Below are 16,523 nucleotides of genomic sequence, written 5' to 3'. Positions count from 1 at the left end.
CAGTGAGCGCATCAGGTTGATTATGCATCACGGACTGATGCGCTCATCGTGAGTGAAAATCGAGCCCGTTAATTGGCGCATCAAAAAGATTCGCTTGGGATGATTCGCTGCGTCAATTCGATGCTGTAAAATGTCCGGCGTTTTGATTGAGCGAGCGTGCTTGCCGGCACTAAAAAATATAACGGTGCGTTGAACTCGTTCGTGTGCCATGGTTACGAGCACTGATTCTTGTTCGAAGAAAATCTCTCCATACGGCAGTCAACACCCTCATATGCGGGCATTTCGCGGCTTTTCAGGTGCAGCGTAAGGTCAGTCCAGTCAAGTGTTCCTCTCCAGCACACAGGTTTGCGGGTATATCGTTGAGACCTCGCAAAAATTTTACTGTGATCTGTATTGCAGCAATTACACGCCATTGGCAAAACATTCGTTGAAAATTAAACGCTGTATCCAATGACATGTGCAGGTGGGCAGGGCGCATCGGGCCCGCTTGATGATCAGTGATCATTAAGAGCAAAGCGTTAACCTCTACACAACGTTCAGATTACGACCAGGCAGGCCGATAGCGCCGTATTTGCTACCTTTGTTCATATTGCTTGCGTGTGAGGCGAGCGGAGATTTTGTGATGATTGTTGACGACGGTGATGTCTTTGATCGGTTGCTGGCCAACTGTGATCATGAGCCTATCCAGATTCCGGGCGCTATTCAGCCTCACGGTGTGTTGGTGGCTGTCAACGAGAGTACCTGGATTGTGCAGCAACTCAGTGCCAATGCTGATGTGCTTTTCGGCCGTGTCGCATCAGAGCTGGTCGGTCAGGATCTGGACGTCGTATTGGGCACTGAGCAGGCGCAGGAGGTACGCAATGCATTGGCTGCCAGCTCACTGGATGAGGTCAATCCACTCACGTTGGCTTATGACGGAAAGTGGGTGGACTGTACCGTGCATCGTCACGATGGAATGCTGATGCTGGAGATCGAAAATCCCGGCGAACTCAATTCGGCCAGCATGCAGCATCTGGATCGCGGCCTGGGCAGGACCTTGCGTCGTCTGCAAGGCGCAAAATCCCTCGCAGAGCTCTACGAAATAAGTGTCCGCGAGATTCAGGCGTTGACGGGCTATGACCGGGTGCTGATTTATCGTTTTGAGGAAGAGGGACACGGTCAGGTGATTGCCGAGGCCTCCAGCCCGGGAATGGACACTTACAACGGCCTGTTTTTCCCGGCGTCCGACATTCCGAGCCAGGCACGGGAGTTATACCGTCTCAACTGGCTGCGGATCATCCCCGACGCTCGCTACATGCCCGTGCCGCTGGTCCCCTTGCTGCGCCCGGACACGCTACTGCCACTGGATATGACGCATTCGTTGCTGCGCAGTGTTTCGCCGATTCATTGCCAATACATGAAGAACATGGGCGTGCTGTCTTCAATGAGTATTTCGCTGCTCAAGGACGATCGCCTGTGGGGCTTGATCAGTTGTGGGAATCGCACGCCCCTGCTGGTGCCGCACGGCTTGCGCGCGGCTTGCCAGACCATTGGTCAGGTGTTGTCGATGCAGATCAGCGCGCTTGAGGAAGCGGAGGTCGCCCGGCAGCGGCAGAAGAAAGAGGTGATGCTCACCGAGCTTGTGCAGGCGATGCGCTTGGCAACGCAGCAGGACGTGTTGGAAGCGTTGGCGCAAAGTCCTGAGCAGTTGATGGTGCTGACCGGGGCATCGGGCATTGCGGTATTGGTAGAGGATCGCTTGCATACGTGGGGTGCCTGTCCGAGCGATGAGCAGATCCAGACGCTGTATGCCTGGGTTAAACAGCAGCCTGTCGGCATCTACGAGTCGTCCAGCCTGAGTGCAGACTTTCCCGATGCACATGAATATCAGGACGTCGCCAGTGGGCTGCTGAGTTTCACCCTACCTAAACCAGTGGACAATGCTGTGCTGTGGTTTCGTCCAGAGGTCAAGGAGAGTGTCAATTGGAGTGGTGATCCCAGCAAGCCTATGGAGCTTTCGGAAACCGAAGCGGGTAGCCGACTCCAGCCGCGCAAGTCTTTCGAGATCTGGAAAGAACAGGTTGATGGCAAGGCGCATCGCTGGAGCGCAGGCGACCTGTTTGCCGCAGCCGATTTGCGGCGCTCAGCGCTGGAAGCGGATCTTGCTCGTCAGGTGTCACGAGAGCAGGACGCGGTTCGTGCGCGCGATGATCTGGTAGCGGTGGTCTCCCACGACCTGCGCAGCCCAATGACGGTCATAGTCATGCAGTGCGGCATGATGCAGCGATTGATAGGCGCCGATAGTGGCCCATCATCCAAACGTGTCAACTCCGCCATCGACACCATGCAGCGGGCGACGACGCGGATGACTAATCTGTTGGAGGACTTGCTGGATACGTCGAAGATCGAAGCAGGTCGTTACTCCATCACATCGCAGCGCATGGATGTCAGCCAGATCTTTGAAGAGGGCTATTCTCTTCTTGCGCCATTGGCACTGAACAAATTTGTCGAGTTGAGCTTTGTCTCCGAGCCGGACCTGCAGATTTCAGCCGACCCGGAGCGATTATTCCAGGTGTTGTCCAATCTGGTCGGCAATGCCATCAAGTTCACTCCAAGGGAAGGCAGCGTCGGGGTCAAGGCTGTGAAAGAGGGTAGCTACGTCAGGTTCAGTGTCACTGATACGGGGGCGGGGATTGCACCTGAGCATCTGCCTCATGTCTTTGAGCGCTATTGGCGAATCAGGCAAGGCAATCCCAGTGGTACCGGCTTGGGGCTGTACATCTCGATGGGCATCGTGAAAGCCCATGGCGGCGATCTTTGGGTTCGCAGTGAGCTGGGCCATGGCAGTGAGTTCAGCTTTACGGTGCCGCTGGTTACGTCTCAAGCATGTCCGCCTGTCTGACGCTGGCAATATCGGCGATCAGCAGGAGTCGACATGGATTAGTCCATCAGGCAAGGAGCCGCCATCATGGTTTCACGTGCACCCGAGCAATTGTTTTTCGAAGGAGACCGGGAAGTCCCTAACAGTCGACTACCTGTGTTGGTGTACCGGGGAATATCGTTTGAAAGCGAGGACATGGCGGCGGAGTTCGAGCGACTCTTCACCGGTAATCATTGGCCAGCGCTATGGCGTGATGTGATTTTTGATTATCACCATTATCATTCCACTGCCCATGAAGTGCTCGGCGTTGCCAGTGGAGCGGCGAGGGTCAAGCTTGGTGGCGAATACGGGCAGGAGGTCACGGTAGCGTCAGGAGATGTCCTGGTGTTGCCTGCTGGCACCGGTCACTGTTGTCTGGAGCAAAGTGATGACTTTCTGGTCGTGGGCGCCTATCCATCCAATCGGAGCCAGTACGACATCCAGCGTGCCGATCATGCGGCGTTGATTGCTTCCCGGCAGCGTATTTCCGAAGTCCCTTTGCCGATAAGCGATCCTCTTTCCGGGGCGAAGGGCGCTCTGTTGCGAATCTGGACCTGAGTGTCCCGACTGGACTGACCAGTCATTTAATTTCGTCATTAGCCTCGGCATTGTTTGGATAACCGGGGCAGCTTCTATATTCTTTCCTCCATACGCTATTCAGGGAGATCGGATGCGCTGGCGTTCGGCATCTGAATAGGCGACTGTTTTCTGCCATGCCAAGGAAACTAGATGAGTACCGTCAGCACGCCATTATCCGGCGTCAATCAGCCACTCAAGGGCATCGCGCTCATTGTTCTGGCGACTTTCCTTTTTTCAAGTCACGACACCATTTCCAAATACCTGTCCGGGTTTTACCCGATCTTCATGGTCGTCTGGGTTCGTTATGTGGTGCATACGCTATTGATGGCCGGTATTTTCATGCCTTCGGCAGGGCTGCGCGTGTTGCGCACCAAACGCCTGAAGCTGCAGATAATGCGCGCGCTGTGTCTGCTGGGGACCAGTTTGTTGTTCACCACCGGATTGATGTACATCCCGTTGGCTGAAGCAACCGCCGTCAACTTTCTTGCTCCCCTGTTGATTACCGCCTTATCGGTGCCGCTATTAGGGGAGCATGTCACGCGCAAGCAATGGGCCGCGGTGCTTGTAGGCTTCGCCGGCGTGCTGATCATTGTGCATCCCGGCGGAGAGCTGTTTACTCCAGCCAGCTTGCTACCGCTGGGGTCTGCCACGTTATTTGCCTCCTATCAGCTGCTTACCCGCATGGTCAGCGCGCACGACAGCCCGACCACCAGCAACTTCTTCGCAGGGCTTTTCAACAGCCTGGTCATGACCGCGCTCCTGCCATTTTTCTGGACTGCGCCTGAACTCAAGCATTTACCGTTCATGCTGGCGCTGGGCGCGTGCGGAATGGTTGCTCACTTGCTGCTGACTCAGGCCTTTCGTTATGCGGCGCCTGCGATGCTGGCCCCGTTCAGCTACTGCCAGATCGTGTTCGCGGGGCTGCTGGGTTATCTGGTGTTTGGCCATGCGCCCTCGTTGACTGCGCAACTGGGCATCGCCGTCATCTGCCTGAGCGGGCTGGCTGCTGCGTGGCAGCAACGAACCAAGGCTTGATGGATGCTTGCCCCGCAAAAGCAATGAGTGGAAATGCCTTGATATACACCATTGCGCCCCCATTGAACTCGTAGCGCTTTTGAAAAGCACATTTCTGTTCTTGCGAATGCAACTGGAGAATCGCTATGTATCCTGATGTACAGCTCTTCATCGACGGTCAATGGCGTGCAGGCCAGGATGGTCGCACCCAGCCAGTCATTGATCCCGCTACCGGCCAGCAACTGGGCACTGTTGCACACGCCAGCATTTCTGACCTCGATGACGCGCTGGCGGCTACCGAGCGCGGTTTCGCTGTATGGCGCAAAACCTCGGCCTATGATCGCTACAAAACGATGCAAAAAGCAGCGCATTTACTGCGCGAGCGCGCAGATTCCATTGCCCGGATCATGACGCAGGAACAGGGTAAGCCGGTGGCTGAAGCCCGCACTGAAGTGTTGTCGGGTGCGGACGTGATCGAGTGGCTGGCCGAGGAGGGGCGTCGCAGTTACGGCCGCATCGTTCCGTCCCGTGGCGTAGACGTCGAGCAGAAAGTCGTCAAAGAGCCTGTAGGGCCAGTCGCAGCGTTTACGCCGTGGAATTTCCCGATCAACCAGATCGTGCGCAAACTGTCGTCGGCGCTGGCGGCAGGCTGCTCGATCATTATCAAGGCACCGGAAGAAACTCCGGGTTCACCCGCTGAATTGATCCGCGCCTTCGCGGACGCCGGTGTCCCAGCCGGTGTCATTGGCCTGGTATACGGTAACCCCGCGGAAATTTCCTCGTACCTGATTGCTCACCCGGTCATTCGCAAAGTGACATTCACCGGCTCGACTCCGGTTGGCAAGCAACTCGCCGCACTTGCCGGGCAGCACATGAAGCGCGCGACCATGGAGTTGGGCGGTCATGCCCCTGCACTGGTTTTTGACGATGCAGATGTCGATCTCGCTGCGCGCGTGCTGGCAACTGCCAAATTCCGCAACGCCGGTCAGGTCTGCGTGTCGCCGACCCGTATTCTGGTGCAGCGCGGCGTATTCGACGCGTTTCTCGAGAAATTCGTTGGGCTGACTAAGGAGATCAAGGTCGGTAACGGTCTGGATTCAACGGTAACCATGGGGCCGGTCGCCAACGATCGCCGCATTCCAGCGCTGGTTGCCCTGGTTGATGATGCCAAGGCTTCGGGGGCGACGCTGAATGCAGGAGGCAAAGCTATTGACGGTCCTGGCTATTTCTTCGAACCGACTGTGCTCAGCGGCCTGACCCGTGAGATGCGCATCATGAACGAAGAGCCCTTTGGCCCCGTTGCCCTAGTGGTGCCGTTCGACACCGTGGAAGAGGCGATTGCCGAATCCAATCGTGTGCCATTCGGTCTGGCTTCGTATGCGTTTACCACGTCGATGAAGACGGCTCACGCGCTGAGCACCCAGATTGAAGCCGGTATGCTTTCGATCAACCATCAAGGCATCGGCTTGCCGGAGGTTCCATTCGGGGGCATCAAGGATTCCGGCTACGGCTCCGAAGGTGGTACCGAGGCGATTGAGGCTTACTTGAATACCAAGCTGGTCACTCAATTCAACCTCTAAGCACTTAGCTGCAACGAAAAGGCCGCCAGTTCCTCAAGGAGCTGGCGGCCTTTTTAGTTGCCTGTGAGCCCTGCAGGTCACTCAGTGGCTTGCAAACCCTGTTGCTTCATCACTAGATTCTTTTCTTTCTTGTATTGCAGCGCGACGGCTGGCGGCGGGTTGCTTTTGCCTGTCTCCATCCACTGGCGTATGCGGCTTGCATCTGCAAAGTGAGTGTATTTGCCGAATGCATCAAGGATCACCATCGCAACAGGACGATTGGCCATGCTGGTCAGCAGCACCAGACAGTGTCCAGCCTGATTGGTAAAGCCGGTCTTGGTCAGCTTGATATCCCAGTTGGATTTACGAACCAGGTGGTCAGTGTTACTGAAGCCCAGGCTGTAGGTTGGCTTACGGAACGTCACGGTTTTTTCCGAGGTGGTGCTCAGCTCGCTGAGGGCCGGGTATTTGCGCGATGCGAGCAACAGTTTGGTCAGGTCGCGGGCGGTAGAAACGTTGTAGATCGATAGACCGGTAGGCTCGACATACACCGTGTGTTTCATGCCCAGTGCCTTGGCTTTGGCATTCATTGCCAGAATAAACGCTGCATAGCCGCCCGGATAACTGTGCGCCAGACTTGCTGCTGCGCGGTTCTCGGAAGACATCAGGGTGATGAGCAGCATTTCACGGCGGGGCAGTTCGCTGCCCAGTTTGACTCGGGAGAACACGCCTTTCATTTCTGGCGTTTGCGAGATATTGACCGGAATGACTTCATCCATGGACTGCTTGGCGTCCAGCACAACCATCGCCGTCATGAGCTTGGTCACAGAGGCAATGGGGACGATGACATCAGGATTGCTGGAATACAGAACTTTATCGGTCTGCAGGTCAACAAGCATCGCGCTGCCGGATGCCAGATGAAGTAGAGAAGGATCACGATTAAGTGGGGCGGGGTCGTTCGCGGAGGCGCTGGTGGAAAGTGCCGGGCCTGTAAGTGCAAATAAAAGGCCCAAAATGTGAAGACGAATTTTCAAGAGCGAGGCTCACTAAGAATGGAGTGTGGTATTCACACGGATAGAGAAACTGCTCGGCATTTTATGAGTAGGCCTGACCACTGTCGATGGCTGTTGTAGGGCGATTCACTAATATATGTAAGATTTAAGTTTTTCCGCGGCGGTTGAAAAATCGTCCACGGTAACGATAGTCATGGTATCCATCGCCCGCACCGATTAGCATCCCATGCCATCGATAGCTGCCGACACAGGCCGAAGGAGTCGCGTGATGCCCAAAGGGTTTATCAGCAAGGATTACGTTGTTTTAGTGATAGTGGCTGGCGCAATAGCCGTGCTTTTGATGGGGGCAGGTTTCTTCTCGCGTCCCGCAGACTGGGCGGGCTGGGTTCAGGCAACCGGCTTGATCATTGGCATGATGGTCGCCGTTGCCGTTCCTGGCATTCAGCGCAGTCAGGAAGCCTCAGTGCAACACAAGGCCATGCGCGACGGGCAGATTGGTTACGCCAGACGCATGCAGTATCTGTGTGGAGAGCTCAGCGAGTTGCTGGGCAAAATCAATCTGAGCCTGAACCACCTGCGTGCCACTGACCGGCACCGGATGAAGTATGTTCTGGAGAACTATCTGCACCGTCTGTTCGAATCCCACAAGCATGACCTCAATGATGACCGCGTGGTGATCGCTTACGAGTTGCGTCAGGTCGCCAGTGACCTTATCGATGAGCTGGAAAGTGGTCGTTCGGATCGGGTGGTGTTCATGAGTATGGAGAAGCGTCTGCAGAAGCTGACCCATCGTTGCCAGCTCAATGCGGCAATGGCTGAGCGTCTCTGATATCGCCTGGAAGTAGCTACGTAAAAAAGCCCGCATCAGGGGACCAATGCGGGCAATGGGGTGTGCGGAGCAACGCACGATTCAGGGAGCTTGAACCGGGTAAGTATCAGCCTGGCGTTGAGCCGGGCTGTTAAACATCTATCTAGCTGTTGAGCGGATGGTCTTCGACCAGCTCAGAACGTGCCTGGGCGGCATTCAATGATTCGAACGGGCCGCTGACGGGCTCTCCGTTATGGACCAGATACCAACAGGCCAGCAGACCTTGGGCCCTAAGCGCCTGGGGGACTGCGCTGCCGACCACGGACATGATTTTGAGTGTGCTCATAAGTGCCTCCAACAATCTATGGCGCTACTCTACGGCGTCACTGGACTCAGCAGAAATCAACGCGCTCGATAGTGGACATTGATGAACAGAAGGCCGGCGCAACTCAGGCCGACAGGGATCAGTCGACGACCTGGTCCAGCATGGCGATCACTTCCTCATCTGACAGCACGCCTTTCTCAACCAGATTCTGCGCCATCAGCGCAATAAACTTTGCAGTACGATGGCCTTCGAGGCTCTTGAGTTCAGTCAAGGCGCTATAGACCTTGTTCGACGTACAGAGTCCAACCGTTCGATGTGGGTTCTGTGTCGGCATGTTGAGTTCCTTATTGTTATGACGAACTGAGCTGTAAGGTTGTTGGAGAGTTATACCTTGGCTCGTGGGTCGAGAATAGACGTTAGCAGGCTATCGTCTTTGACCCGCCAATCTTGAGTCTCAATGTAGTCGTTATCATTCAACTTGCGAAAAAAAGCCCCGCCGGTGAGGGCAGGGCTGCTTATCAATGATTACCAGCGACCACGGTCGTAATAGCCGCGCGGTGGGCCGTAATACACCGGTGGTGGGCCGTAATAGCCAGGCGGTGGACCGTATACGCGCACTGGCGGTGGCGCTACAACCTGATAGGCCGGTTGATAATAGACTGGTTGCGGCGGAGCCTGAACATACACGGGTTGTTGAACATAGACCGGCTGTTGCTCGACATAAACCGTCCTGTCGCGACCGGACGATACCGCGGCACCGACTACGCCACCGACAATTGCACCCACAACTGCCGGGCCTGCCCAGCCACGGCCGCCGCCATGGGCATTCGCCTGGCCGGCCATGGCCAGAGCAGCTAATAACAAGGCAACCTTGGGGATTTGACGAATCATGACTGTTCCTCACTTTCAACCCGTTGTCGCGAGCCTGCGTCACTCTCAAGCACTGCCACGGGATAACTCTTAAGACAGCGCTTTGCGGAAAAACTGCGAAGCCGCTGAGTAAATTTTGTGTAAGGTACTTTTGTACAAATAGTCTAGTCGGCCGATTTTTACCGCGCCATGTTGCGGTGCAGATATTACGCCTTCCCATGAGGCTTTTACTAATACCGTTCAGGAGAAAAGTATGGCTGTTGTCCCCGACAAGGAAACGGTTCTGTGCATGTCCCTCGCTGCAAGACCCGGCAACTTCGGCGTTCGTTTCCATAACTACCTTTACCAACAACTGGGTCTGAACTTCTATTACAAAGCTTTCAGCCCTTCGGACCTGCCGGCTGCCCTCTCGGGAATGCGCTCGCTGGGGATTCGCGGCTGCGCTGTCTCAATGCCGTTCAAGGAAGCAAGTATCCCGTTGATTGACGAAATGGATCCTTCGGCGGCCGCTATTGCGTCAGTCAACACTATCGTTAATACCGCAGGCCACTTGAAAGCCTACAACACGGACTACATTGCCGTCGCTCAATTGATGGACAGCCGAGCCGTTCCACGCACTGCGTTCGCCCTGCGCGGCAGTGGTGGCATGGCCAAGGCTGTCGCGTTCGCCATGCGCGACGCGGGATTTACTGAGGGGACCATTATTGCCCGCAACGAAGAAGCCGGTCGGGCGTTGGCGCAATCCTGCGGCCTGCGTTGGCGGGCCGATCTGGGTGATGAGCGGCCGTCGTTACTGGTTAACGTGACACCGTTGGGCATGATTGGTCCCCAGGCCGATGAGCTTGCATTCAGCCTGGACGCCATCGATGCGGCAGAGACTGTGTTCGACGTCGTCGCCAACCCGGTCAATACGCCGCTTGTGGAAGCTGCGCGCGCCAGAAACAAGCGAGTCATCAGTGGTGATGAAGTCGCCGCGATTCAGGCGCTGGAGCAATTTGTGCTGTACACCGGCGTGCGTCCGGATGACGAGCAGTTTCGCCAGGCGGCCGCGTTTGCCCGGGCCGGGTAAGACAATGCCCTGCCCGGGTAGTCGCTGACGGGCAGGGGTTATTCGAGCTTCGCCAGACGCTCTTCGAGTGCTGCAATACGCGCTTCAAGTTCATCCAGACGCTCGGCGCTGGCGTTGCTCGCTGAGGAGGCGCGCTCTGGCTGGCTTTGTCGGGCTGCAAGGATTTCCTGCAGATCTTCAGCATTACCCAGCGTATGCATGTAACGGTCTTCGCGTTGTCCTGACTGGCGTGGCAGCAGAATCGCCAGGCCTCTGGCAATCAGCCGCTCCAGTTGATGGACGACTTGCTCGCTGTCCTCGAAATCGTGCATCCGGTTGCTGCGAGTCAGCAGTTCGTTGACCGTCTGCGGGCCGCGCAGCAACAGAAGCCCCGCCAGGATCACCTGCGCAGGGACCAACTCAAGCGTTTTATCGACGCGCTGTTCCCAGCGATCAGCGCGGCTGCCCATGACCAGCCGAACCAGGCCGCGGCCTTCCAGTGCGCGCAGGCTTTGCCCGACCGGACCGGGGTTAAGGTTCATCACGGGGTCGCGGCTGGTCTTTTGATTGCAAGCAGTGACCAGTGCGTTGAGGGTCAGCGGATAGGTTTCCGGGCTGGTCGCCTGTTTTTCGATGAGGCAGCCTAGAATGCGCACCTCGGTGCTGCTCAGATTCAGCGCATCGGGTTGTTCGGCAGGACTGTTCGAAGACTGTTCTGTGGACATGGCTCTTTCCGTAGGCGATGGCGGGCAGACAGCCTAGGGCGTGTGGGTAATTATTTCCAGCGCAACTGTCAGCCAAAGGATGTCAGTTGAAAAGAGCCACAGCGCGCTTGGCTACACATGCCTATAATCAGCCACTTTCTTTGAAGGAACTGTCATGACTATTTCCCTGTACTCAGCTTCCGTCCCGGTTTTCCAGCAGATGCTTAACGCGTTGAGCCAGATCCTGACTAAAGCCGAAGCGCACGCCACGCAGAAAAACATCCAGCCTGAAGCACTGCTGCAGGCGCGTCTGTATCCAGACATGCTGAACTTCACTCGCCAGGTGCAGATCGCTGTGGACTTCGCCAAAGGTGCATCGGCGCGTCTGGCTCAGGTCGAAATGCCGAAGTATGACGACACTGAAACCAGCTTCGCTGAGCTCCAGGCGCTACTGGCCAAGACTCTGGACTTCATTGGTAGCATCAAGCCCGAGCAAATCGACGGCAACGAAGAAATTGAAATCATCCTTCGCCCGGGCACCCCTAAAGAGAAACGCTTTACCGGCCAGACTTATCTGTTGAGCTACAGCCTGCCGCAGTTCTTCTTCCACGTAACCACCGCCTACGACCTGCTGCGCCACAATGGCATCGAAATCGGCAAGCGCGATTTCATGGGTACTGTTTAAGTCCTTTACGTCCCTAAACTGCATCGGTAAACAGCTTCAGTCGGGCGCCCTCGGTAATCGCAACGATGCCGGGGTGCTTGACCTTGCGCTCCACCGAAATGGCATAAAACGACTCGGTCACGGCATCCGTCTGGCCGAGTAGCTGCACGCCATACTGCGCCTGCACTTCATCAGCAATCACGCTCGGCGCGACGAATATCCCGCTGCCGGATTTGCCGAAGGCCTTCATCAGGGCGCTGTCGTCGAATTCTCCCACGATTCTCGGCTGAACCTTCAACTCCGCAAACCAGCGCATGAGTCGACTGCGCACCACGGTTTCCTGCCCTGGAATCAGCAGCGGTGCACCTTGCATGCCGAGGGGGAAGTCTTGCCCATAGCGCTCGAAAAGCTCCGCAGTGGCAAAAAAACTAATCCCGCATTCGCCGAGCTTCTGGCTGTAGCCTTTGATGTCCAGGTGAGGAGGCATCGGACTGTCGGAGATCACCAGGTCCAGTCGCTGAATCGCCAGGTCAGCCAACAACCGTTCAAGTTTGTCTTCCCGACAGGTGATACGCATCGGCTCGCTCAATTCCATGGTCGGTGCGATCAGCCTGTATACGATGGACTTGGGCACCACGTCCGCGACGCCAACGCGAAACAATATCTGCGGTTCGTCCGGCTGTGCTCGCAGAATGGACTCCAGCTCGTTACCGAGTTGAAACATCTGCTCGGCGTAGGGCAGGGTGAGGCGACCCGCTTCGGTGAGCTCCAGCTGTCGACCGACACGCTGAAACAGGTCAACGCCCAAAGACTGTTCCAGCAGACTGATCTGGCCGCTGATAGTCTGGGCCGTGAGGTTTAACTGGTCGCAGGCGCGCACGATGCTGCCGGTTTTGGCGACCACCCAGAAATAATGCAGCTGTCGATAGTTAAGCATTGACTCTTCTCGGTTCGGTATTTACGAAGTATACCGCTTAAAAATACGAATTTTCCTGATGGTTCGATCTCTCTAGAATGCTGGCCTATCGCCGGAGCGTTAAAAACCGGTTAAATTTTCGAGGCTCCAGATGATTAAATCTCTCTATGCTGCATTACTGGCTGTACCGTTATTGGTGTTGGCGGGCTGTGACCAGATTGAAAGTTCCAGCAAACAACTGCTGAACACTGCAACTGATTCAGCCAAACAGGCTATCGACGATACTCACAAAGCCGCAACAAAAGCTCTGGATGATGCCAAGCAGGACTTGTCCATGGCTGAGCCCAAGGCAGAGCAGAAAGACGACGAAAGCAAGAAAGAAATCTGACTTTTACCACTGACTGAATCAGGGCAATACACATGGAATACCTGTTAGAACTCGCTTCAAGCCCCGCTGCATGGATTGCCTTGGCCACTCTGGTTGTCATGGAAGTCGTGTTGGGCATCGATAACCTGATTTTCATCTCTATCCTGACTAACAAGCTACCGGCCCACCAGCAGTTGAAGGCACGGCGCCTGGGTATCGGTATGGCATTGTTCCTGCGCCTGGGCTTGCTCAGCACCGTCGCGTGGATCGTACAACTGACCGAGCCGGTGATTGAGATTCTGGGGCAGGTATTCTCCTGGAAAGACATGATCCTGATCGCAGGTGGTCTGTTCCTGGTCTGGAAAGCCACGACCGAGATTCACCATAGCGTCGATATCAAGACTGAAGAAGAGAAGAAGCTGGAGACCACCATTACCCTCAGCATGGGTGCGGCGATCAGTCAGATTCTGATTCTCGACCTGGTGTTCTCCATCGACAGCATCATCACGGCCGTCGGCATGACCGAACACTTGCCGATCATGATCATCGCTGTGGTATCTGCCGTAATCGTCATGTTGGTGGCAGCCGAGCCTTTGGCCAAGTTCATCAACGACAACCCGAGCGTCGTGATGCTGGCGCTGGGCTTCCTGATCATGATCGGCATGACACTGATCGCAGAGGGCTTCGGTGCTCACGTGCCTAAAGGCTACATCTATGCTGCGATGGCATTCTCTGCCTTTATTGAAATCCTGAACATGATGTCCCGCAGGTCCAAGCTCAAGAAGGAGGCGGCTGCTCAGACATCCAAAGCGTGATAGCTGACGGCGCCGCTTAAAAGCTGAAAAGCAAACGGCCGGTATGAATACTCTTCATACCGGCCGTTTTCATTGGATACTCAATGGGCCGGTGCGTGTGGGCGGCTCTTGATCGGCTTCAGCGGCTTTGTTGGCGCGGGCGGCGCGCTGCGGTGATGATGACGACGAGAAATCCGCATCACACCCCACAGCATGGCAGTGGCCACGGCCAGCCAAGCGGAGATCAGCATCACGATTGTCATTTCCAGGCTCATACGTCCTCCACGGACCCTGCTTTTTCATCTACGGTCCTGATAATCGACAGTCTAGTCCGTAGCATGTTTCCGTTAGTTGACCAGTGGTCGAACTTCATGACTAATTTGATCTATGCAAGGCTATACGCTGCGTATTGAGGCTATACCCCGACCCCGGCGCGTCCTATTATCTTGTCCGAGCTGGGCCGAGGGTTGTCCGGCGCTTGTTGAAGTGAGTGAAAATGTCGCCGGTATCTCTCTTTTTCCGTGTCGCTGGCCTGAAGCGTCTTGGAATACTCGTTGCCGTTGTATTGACTCTTGGCGGTTGTGCTTCTGCTCTGACGCCTGAAATCAAACGCCTGCCGGATCGCGTAGAACTCAATAATGTGCCGTTCTTCCGCGGCAATGCCTACCAAAGCGGCCCTGGTGCGCTGGCGAGCATGCTGTCTAATCAACGAGTGCAAATAACTCCAGGATTGCTGGATAAATCGCTGCAGTTGCCCGGCGGCGAGGCCAGACTCGAGCAGAACATGCAGCAAGTCGCTCGACAGTATGGCTTTCTGGTCTATCCGCTGGACTCGGGTCTTCAATCGCTGCTGACTCAGGTGTCAGCAGGCTACCCGGTGATGGTGCGTTTCGCTGAAGGCGCAGTATTTACCGAGCCTCGTTACGGGGTGCTGGTGGGTTACAACCGCATTAAACAGACGGTTCTGCTTCACGCAGGCATGAATCGACACTTGCTGATGAGTTTCAGTAGTTTCACGTCGGCCTGGGAAAAGACTGGCAGTTGGGCTGTGCTGATTCAAAGCCCGCGCCAACTGCCCGCCAATCTGGATGAGCAACGCTGGTCGAAGGCAGCCAATGATCTGGCTCAGGCGGGGCAAGAGCAGGCGGCTGGTGAGGCGCTGAAGACGCTCAAAGCGCGCTGACTCTGCAGGGAAGCGCCTGATCAGGCGCTTCCCTCGCAATCACATACCGAATTTGTCTCTGAGGCTGTAATACCAGGCACCCAGCGCGGTGAGCGGCGTGCGCAGCAATTGTCCGCCGGGGAAGGGGTAGTGCGGCAGCCCGGCAAAGGCATCAAAGCGCTCGGCCTGTCCACGTAATGCCTCGGCAAGCACTTTGCCAGCGAGATGGGTGTACGTCACTCCGTGGCCGCTGCAGCCTTGAGAGTAATAGATGTTGTCACCCAGGCGCCCGACCTGTGGCAGTCGCGACAAGGTCAGAAGAAAGTTGCCCGTCCACGCGTAATCGATCTTTACGTCCTTGAGTTGAGGGAACGCCTTGAGCATTTTCGGGCGAATGATCGCCTCGATGTTCGCCGGGTCCCGCGCTCCGTAAACCACGCCGCCACCGAAGATAAGGCGCTTGTCTGCAGACAGTCGGTAGTAGTCCAGCAGATAATTGCAGTCCTCGACACAGTAGTCTTGAGGCAGCAGCGTCTTGGCCAATTCTTCATCCAGCGGCTCGGTGGTAATGACCTGCGTGCCGCAAGGCATCGACTTGGCGGCCAGCTCCGGCACCAGGTTGCCCAGATAGGCATTCCCCGCGACGATCACAAAGCGTGCTTTGACTCTGCCTGATTCCGTATGAACAACCGGATTGGCTCCGCGGTCGATGCGTACGGCAGCAGACTGCTCGTAGATAACGCCGCCCAGCGATTCCACGGCAGCCGCTTCGCCCAATGCCAGATTAAGCGGGTGGATATGGCCGCCGCTCATGTCGAGCATGCCGCCAATGTATTGATCAGAAGCAACCACTTCGCCCATACGACGCTTGTCCAGCAATTCAAGCTGGGTATGGCCATAGCGTTCCCACAGACGTTTCTGGGCTTCGAGATGACCCATTTGCTTGTCGGTGATGGCGGCAAATACTCCGCCGTCTTTCAGGTCGCACTGGATCTGATATCTGGCGATACGCTCGCGGATAATCGCTCCGCCTTCAAACGCCATTTGCCCCAGCAGTTGGGCCTGTCGGGGGGCGACAGTGCGTTCGATGACATCGATATCGCGGCTATAACTGTTGACGATCTGCCCGCCATTACGGCCTGAAGCGCCAAAGCCAACCTTCGCGGCTTCCAGTACCGTCACCTTGAAGCCATGTTCAAGCAGAAACAGGGCGCTGGACAGACCTGTATAGCCAGCACCAATGATACAAACGTCAGTTTCCACGTCTCCCTGCAACTGCGGGCGTTCCGGAACTGGATTCGCCGAAGCCGCGTAATAGGACTGCGGATAAGGAGTGTTCGCCATCCTTCAACCTCCGTTTAATATATTTTACGAATGGCTCGATCCTACCCGAGATCAAATATCTCCACCAGCCAGCCACTAAACAAAGAAGGAAAACCGGGAAGGCAAAAAAATTTGCATATTCATGGAGTTAGCGCGAAAAAAAGGTGTTGACACACATTTGAATATCCGTAGAATGCCGACCCACAGCAGGCGCGTAGCTCAGTTGGTTAGAGCACCACCTTGACATGGTGGGGGTCGCTGGTTCGAGTCCAGTCGCGCCTACCAAACAAAATCCGGTCCTGCTGCCGGTACAGAAGGGCCCACCGAGAGGTGGGCCCTTTTTTGTTGGCTGCTATTCAGCAGTTTTGGAAATATTTTTGAAAAACCCCACTTAGAATGCCAATTCGGCTCCCACTTCGGCGCACTCGATTTTCTTCTCGTCATACCCCTCCTGAGCGTTCCAATGGGTTTTGCATCG

At 55.8% G+C, this 16,523-nt stretch carries 18 protein-coding genes and 1 tRNA gene; 11 read left to right on the top strand and 8 right to left on the bottom strand.

Annotated elements, in window-relative coordinates; all coding sequences use genetic code 11:
* Positions 1 to 622 precede the first annotated feature (622 nt).
* The 4 genes from H8S59_RS05010 to H8S59_RS04995 all read left to right on the top strand — a co-directional run bounded on the left by H8S59_RS05010 (position 623) and on the right by H8S59_RS04995 (position 6,072).
* Positions 623 to 2,881: an ATP-binding protein gene (locus tag H8S59_RS05010; protein ID WP_187520685.1), complete on the top strand. Its 2,259-nt coding sequence runs from the start codon at positions 623 to 625 to the stop codon at positions 2,879 to 2,881.
* A gap of 66 nt (positions 2,882 to 2,947) precedes the next feature.
* Positions 2,948 to 3,457, top strand: a complete 510-nt coding sequence (locus H8S59_RS05005; protein WP_095093973.1) for a cupin domain-containing protein — start codon at positions 2,948 to 2,950, stop codon at positions 3,455 to 3,457.
* A 171-nt stretch (positions 3,458 to 3,628) separates the two neighbouring features.
* Positions 3,629 to 4,513, top strand: coding sequence for a DMT family transporter (locus tag H8S59_RS05000; RefSeq protein WP_095093972.1), 885 nt, complete (start codon positions 3,629 to 3,631; stop codon positions 4,511 to 4,513).
* 125 nt (positions 4,514 to 4,638) lie between these two features.
* Positions 4,639 to 6,072, top strand: coding sequence for an NAD-dependent succinate-semialdehyde dehydrogenase (locus H8S59_RS04995; RefSeq protein WP_187520684.1), 1,434 nt, complete (start codon positions 4,639 to 4,641; stop codon positions 6,070 to 6,072).
* 77 nt (positions 6,073 to 6,149) lie between these two features.
* On the opposite strand, the gene pbpG is transcribed toward H8S59_RS04995, so the two are convergent.
* A complete protein-coding gene (pbpG, locus tag H8S59_RS04990; RefSeq protein WP_095093970.1) occupies positions 6,150 to 7,085 on the bottom strand; it encodes a D-alanyl-D-alanine endopeptidase in 936 nt (311 codons plus the stop codon).
* Between the two features lie 247 nt (positions 7,086 to 7,332).
* Between pbpG and H8S59_RS04985 the strand changes: the two genes are divergently transcribed.
* The gene (locus tag H8S59_RS04985; RefSeq protein WP_187520683.1) at positions 7,333 to 7,893 is read left to right on the top strand and encodes a hypothetical protein; all 561 of its coding nucleotides are present in this window, start codon (positions 7,333 to 7,335) and stop codon (positions 7,891 to 7,893) included.
* Positions 7,894 to 8,035: 142 nt separating this feature from the next.
* Here H8S59_RS04985 and H8S59_RS04980 read toward each other — a convergent pair whose 3' ends face one another.
* The 3 genes from H8S59_RS04980 to H8S59_RS04970 all read right to left on the bottom strand — a co-directional run bounded on the left by H8S59_RS04980 (position 8,036) and on the right by H8S59_RS04970 (position 9,088).
* A complete protein-coding gene (locus tag H8S59_RS04980) occupies positions 8,036 to 8,218 on the bottom strand; it encodes a hypothetical protein (RefSeq protein ID WP_187520682.1) in 183 nt (60 codons plus the stop codon).
* A gap of 118 nt (positions 8,219 to 8,336) precedes the next feature.
* Positions 8,337 to 8,531: a hypothetical protein gene (locus H8S59_RS04975; RefSeq protein WP_095093967.1), complete on the bottom strand. Its 195-nt coding sequence runs from the start codon at positions 8,529 to 8,531 to the stop codon at positions 8,337 to 8,339.
* 191 nt (positions 8,532 to 8,722) lie between these two features.
* Positions 8,723 to 9,088, bottom strand: a complete 366-nt coding sequence (locus tag H8S59_RS04970) for a hypothetical protein (RefSeq protein WP_027899069.1) — start codon at positions 9,086 to 9,088, stop codon at positions 8,723 to 8,725.
* 232 nt (positions 9,089 to 9,320) lie between these two features.
* Here H8S59_RS04970 and H8S59_RS04965 point away from each other — a divergent pair, with 232 nt between their 5' ends.
* Positions 9,321 to 10,136, top strand: a complete 816-nt coding sequence (locus tag H8S59_RS04965) for a shikimate 5-dehydrogenase (RefSeq protein WP_187520681.1) — start codon at positions 9,321 to 9,323, stop codon at positions 10,134 to 10,136.
* 38 nt (positions 10,137 to 10,174) lie between these two features.
* Here the strand turns inward: H8S59_RS04965 and H8S59_RS04960 are convergent, their stop codons facing one another.
* A complete protein-coding gene (locus H8S59_RS04960) occupies positions 10,175 to 10,840 on the bottom strand; it encodes a YceH family protein (protein WP_187520680.1) in 666 nt (221 codons plus the stop codon).
* 154 nt (positions 10,841 to 10,994) lie between these two features.
* Between H8S59_RS04960 and H8S59_RS04955 the strand changes: the two genes are divergently transcribed.
* Positions 10,995 to 11,504 carry a DUF1993 domain-containing protein gene (locus H8S59_RS04955; RefSeq protein WP_095093964.1) on the top strand — a complete coding sequence of 170 codons (510 nt, stop codon included), beginning with the start codon at positions 10,995 to 10,997 and terminating at the stop codon, positions 11,502 to 11,504.
* Positions 11,505 to 11,517: 13 nt separating this feature from the next.
* Here H8S59_RS04955 and nhaR read toward each other — a convergent pair whose 3' ends face one another.
* Entirely contained in the window at positions 11,518 to 12,420 is a 903-nt protein-coding gene (gene nhaR, locus H8S59_RS04950; RefSeq protein WP_095093963.1) for a transcriptional activator NhaR, read from the bottom strand.
* Positions 12,421 to 12,550: 130 nt separating this feature from the next.
* On the opposite strand from nhaR, the gene H8S59_RS04945 reads away from it, so the two are divergent.
* Both H8S59_RS04945 and H8S59_RS04940 read left to right on the top strand, forming a co-directional pair.
* Complete coding sequence (locus H8S59_RS04945; RefSeq protein WP_187520679.1) at positions 12,551 to 12,787, top strand: hypothetical protein; 237 nt, start codon at positions 12,551 to 12,553, stop codon at positions 12,785 to 12,787.
* A gap of 32 nt (positions 12,788 to 12,819) precedes the next feature.
* A complete protein-coding gene (locus H8S59_RS04940) occupies positions 12,820 to 13,581 on the top strand; it encodes a TerC family protein (protein ID WP_187520678.1) in 762 nt (253 codons plus the stop codon).
* A gap of 80 nt (positions 13,582 to 13,661) precedes the next feature.
* Here H8S59_RS04940 and H8S59_RS04935 read toward each other — a convergent pair whose 3' ends face one another.
* Positions 13,662 to 13,835 (bottom strand): hypothetical protein, encoded by a 174-nt coding sequence (locus tag H8S59_RS04935; RefSeq protein WP_176469833.1) that lies wholly within the window; start codon positions 13,833 to 13,835, stop codon positions 13,662 to 13,664.
* Between the two features lie 221 nt (positions 13,836 to 14,056).
* Between H8S59_RS04935 and H8S59_RS04930 the strand changes: the two genes are divergently transcribed.
* Positions 14,057 to 14,743: a hypothetical protein gene (locus H8S59_RS04930; protein ID WP_095093960.1), complete on the top strand. Its 687-nt coding sequence runs from the start codon at positions 14,057 to 14,059 to the stop codon at positions 14,741 to 14,743.
* A gap of 39 nt (positions 14,744 to 14,782) precedes the next feature.
* On the opposite strand, the gene H8S59_RS04925 is transcribed toward H8S59_RS04930, so the two are convergent.
* The gene (locus H8S59_RS04925; RefSeq protein WP_187520677.1) at positions 14,783 to 16,066 is read right to left on the bottom strand and encodes an NAD(P)/FAD-dependent oxidoreductase; all 1,284 of its coding nucleotides are present in this window, start codon (positions 16,064 to 16,066) and stop codon (positions 14,783 to 14,785) included.
* Between the two features lie 187 nt (positions 16,067 to 16,253).
* On the opposite strand from H8S59_RS04925, the gene H8S59_RS04920 reads away from it, so the two are divergent.
* A tRNA-Val gene (locus H8S59_RS04920) sits at positions 16,254 to 16,330 on the top strand.
* Positions 16,331 to 16,523: the final 193 nt, after the last annotated feature.

It is taken from the genome of Pseudomonas folii, assembly GCF_014357575.1.
GTDB classification, from domain to species: domain Bacteria; phylum Pseudomonadota; class Gammaproteobacteria; order Pseudomonadales; family Pseudomonadaceae; genus Aquipseudomonas; species Aquipseudomonas folii.
The sequence above is the reverse complement of the archived record's forward strand: the minus strand, read 5'-3'. Positions and strand labels throughout refer to the sequence as shown.

Bases quoted from the DNA above. Each gene is read 5' to 3' on its own strand.
- H8S59_RS05010 (WP_187520685.1), top strand. From the start codon at position 623: ATGATTGTTGACGACGGTGATGTCTTTGATCGGTTGCTGGCCAACTGT.
- H8S59_RS05005 (WP_095093973.1), top strand. From the start codon at position 2,948: ATGGTTTCACGTGCACCCGAGCAATTGTTTTTCGAAGGAGACCGGGAA.
- H8S59_RS05000 (WP_095093972.1), top strand. From the start codon at position 3,629: ATGAGTACCGTCAGCACGCCATTATCCGGCGTCAATCAGCCACTCAAG.
- H8S59_RS04995 (WP_187520684.1), top strand. From the start codon at position 4,639: ATGTATCCTGATGTACAGCTCTTCATCGACGGTCAATGGCGTGCAGGC.
- H8S59_RS04985 (WP_187520683.1), top strand. From the start codon at position 7,333: ATGCCCAAAGGGTTTATCAGCAAGGATTACGTTGTTTTAGTGATAGTG.
- H8S59_RS04980 (WP_187520682.1), bottom strand. From the start codon at position 8,218: ATGAGCACACTCAAAATCATGTCCGTGGTCGGCAGCGCAGTCCCCCAG.
- H8S59_RS04975 (WP_095093967.1), bottom strand. From the start codon at position 8,531: ATGCCGACACAGAACCCACATCGAACGGTTGGACTCTGTACGTCGAAC.
- H8S59_RS04970 (WP_027899069.1), bottom strand. From the start codon at position 9,088: ATGATTCGTCAAATCCCCAAGGTTGCCTTGTTATTAGCTGCTCTGGCC.
- H8S59_RS04965 (WP_187520681.1), top strand. From the start codon at position 9,321: ATGGCTGTTGTCCCCGACAAGGAAACGGTTCTGTGCATGTCCCTCGCT.
- H8S59_RS04960 (WP_187520680.1), bottom strand. From the start codon at position 10,840: ATGTCCACAGAACAGTCTTCGAACAGTCCTGCCGAACAACCCGATGCG.
- H8S59_RS04955 (WP_095093964.1), top strand. From the start codon at position 10,995: ATGACTATTTCCCTGTACTCAGCTTCCGTCCCGGTTTTCCAGCAGATG.
- nhaR (WP_095093963.1), bottom strand. From the start codon at position 12,420: ATGCTTAACTATCGACAGCTGCATTATTTCTGGGTGGTCGCCAAAACC.
- H8S59_RS04945 (WP_187520679.1), top strand. From the start codon at position 12,551: ATGATTAAATCTCTCTATGCTGCATTACTGGCTGTACCGTTATTGGTG.
- H8S59_RS04940 (WP_187520678.1), top strand. From the start codon at position 12,820: ATGGAATACCTGTTAGAACTCGCTTCAAGCCCCGCTGCATGGATTGCC.
- H8S59_RS04935 (WP_176469833.1), bottom strand. From the start codon at position 13,835: ATGAGCCTGGAAATGACAATCGTGATGCTGATCTCCGCTTGGCTGGCC.
- H8S59_RS04930 (WP_095093960.1), top strand. From the start codon at position 14,057: ATGTCGCCGGTATCTCTCTTTTTCCGTGTCGCTGGCCTGAAGCGTCTT.
- H8S59_RS04925 (WP_187520677.1), bottom strand. From the start codon at position 16,066: ATGGCGAACACTCCTTATCCGCAGTCCTATTACGCGGCTTCGGCGAAT.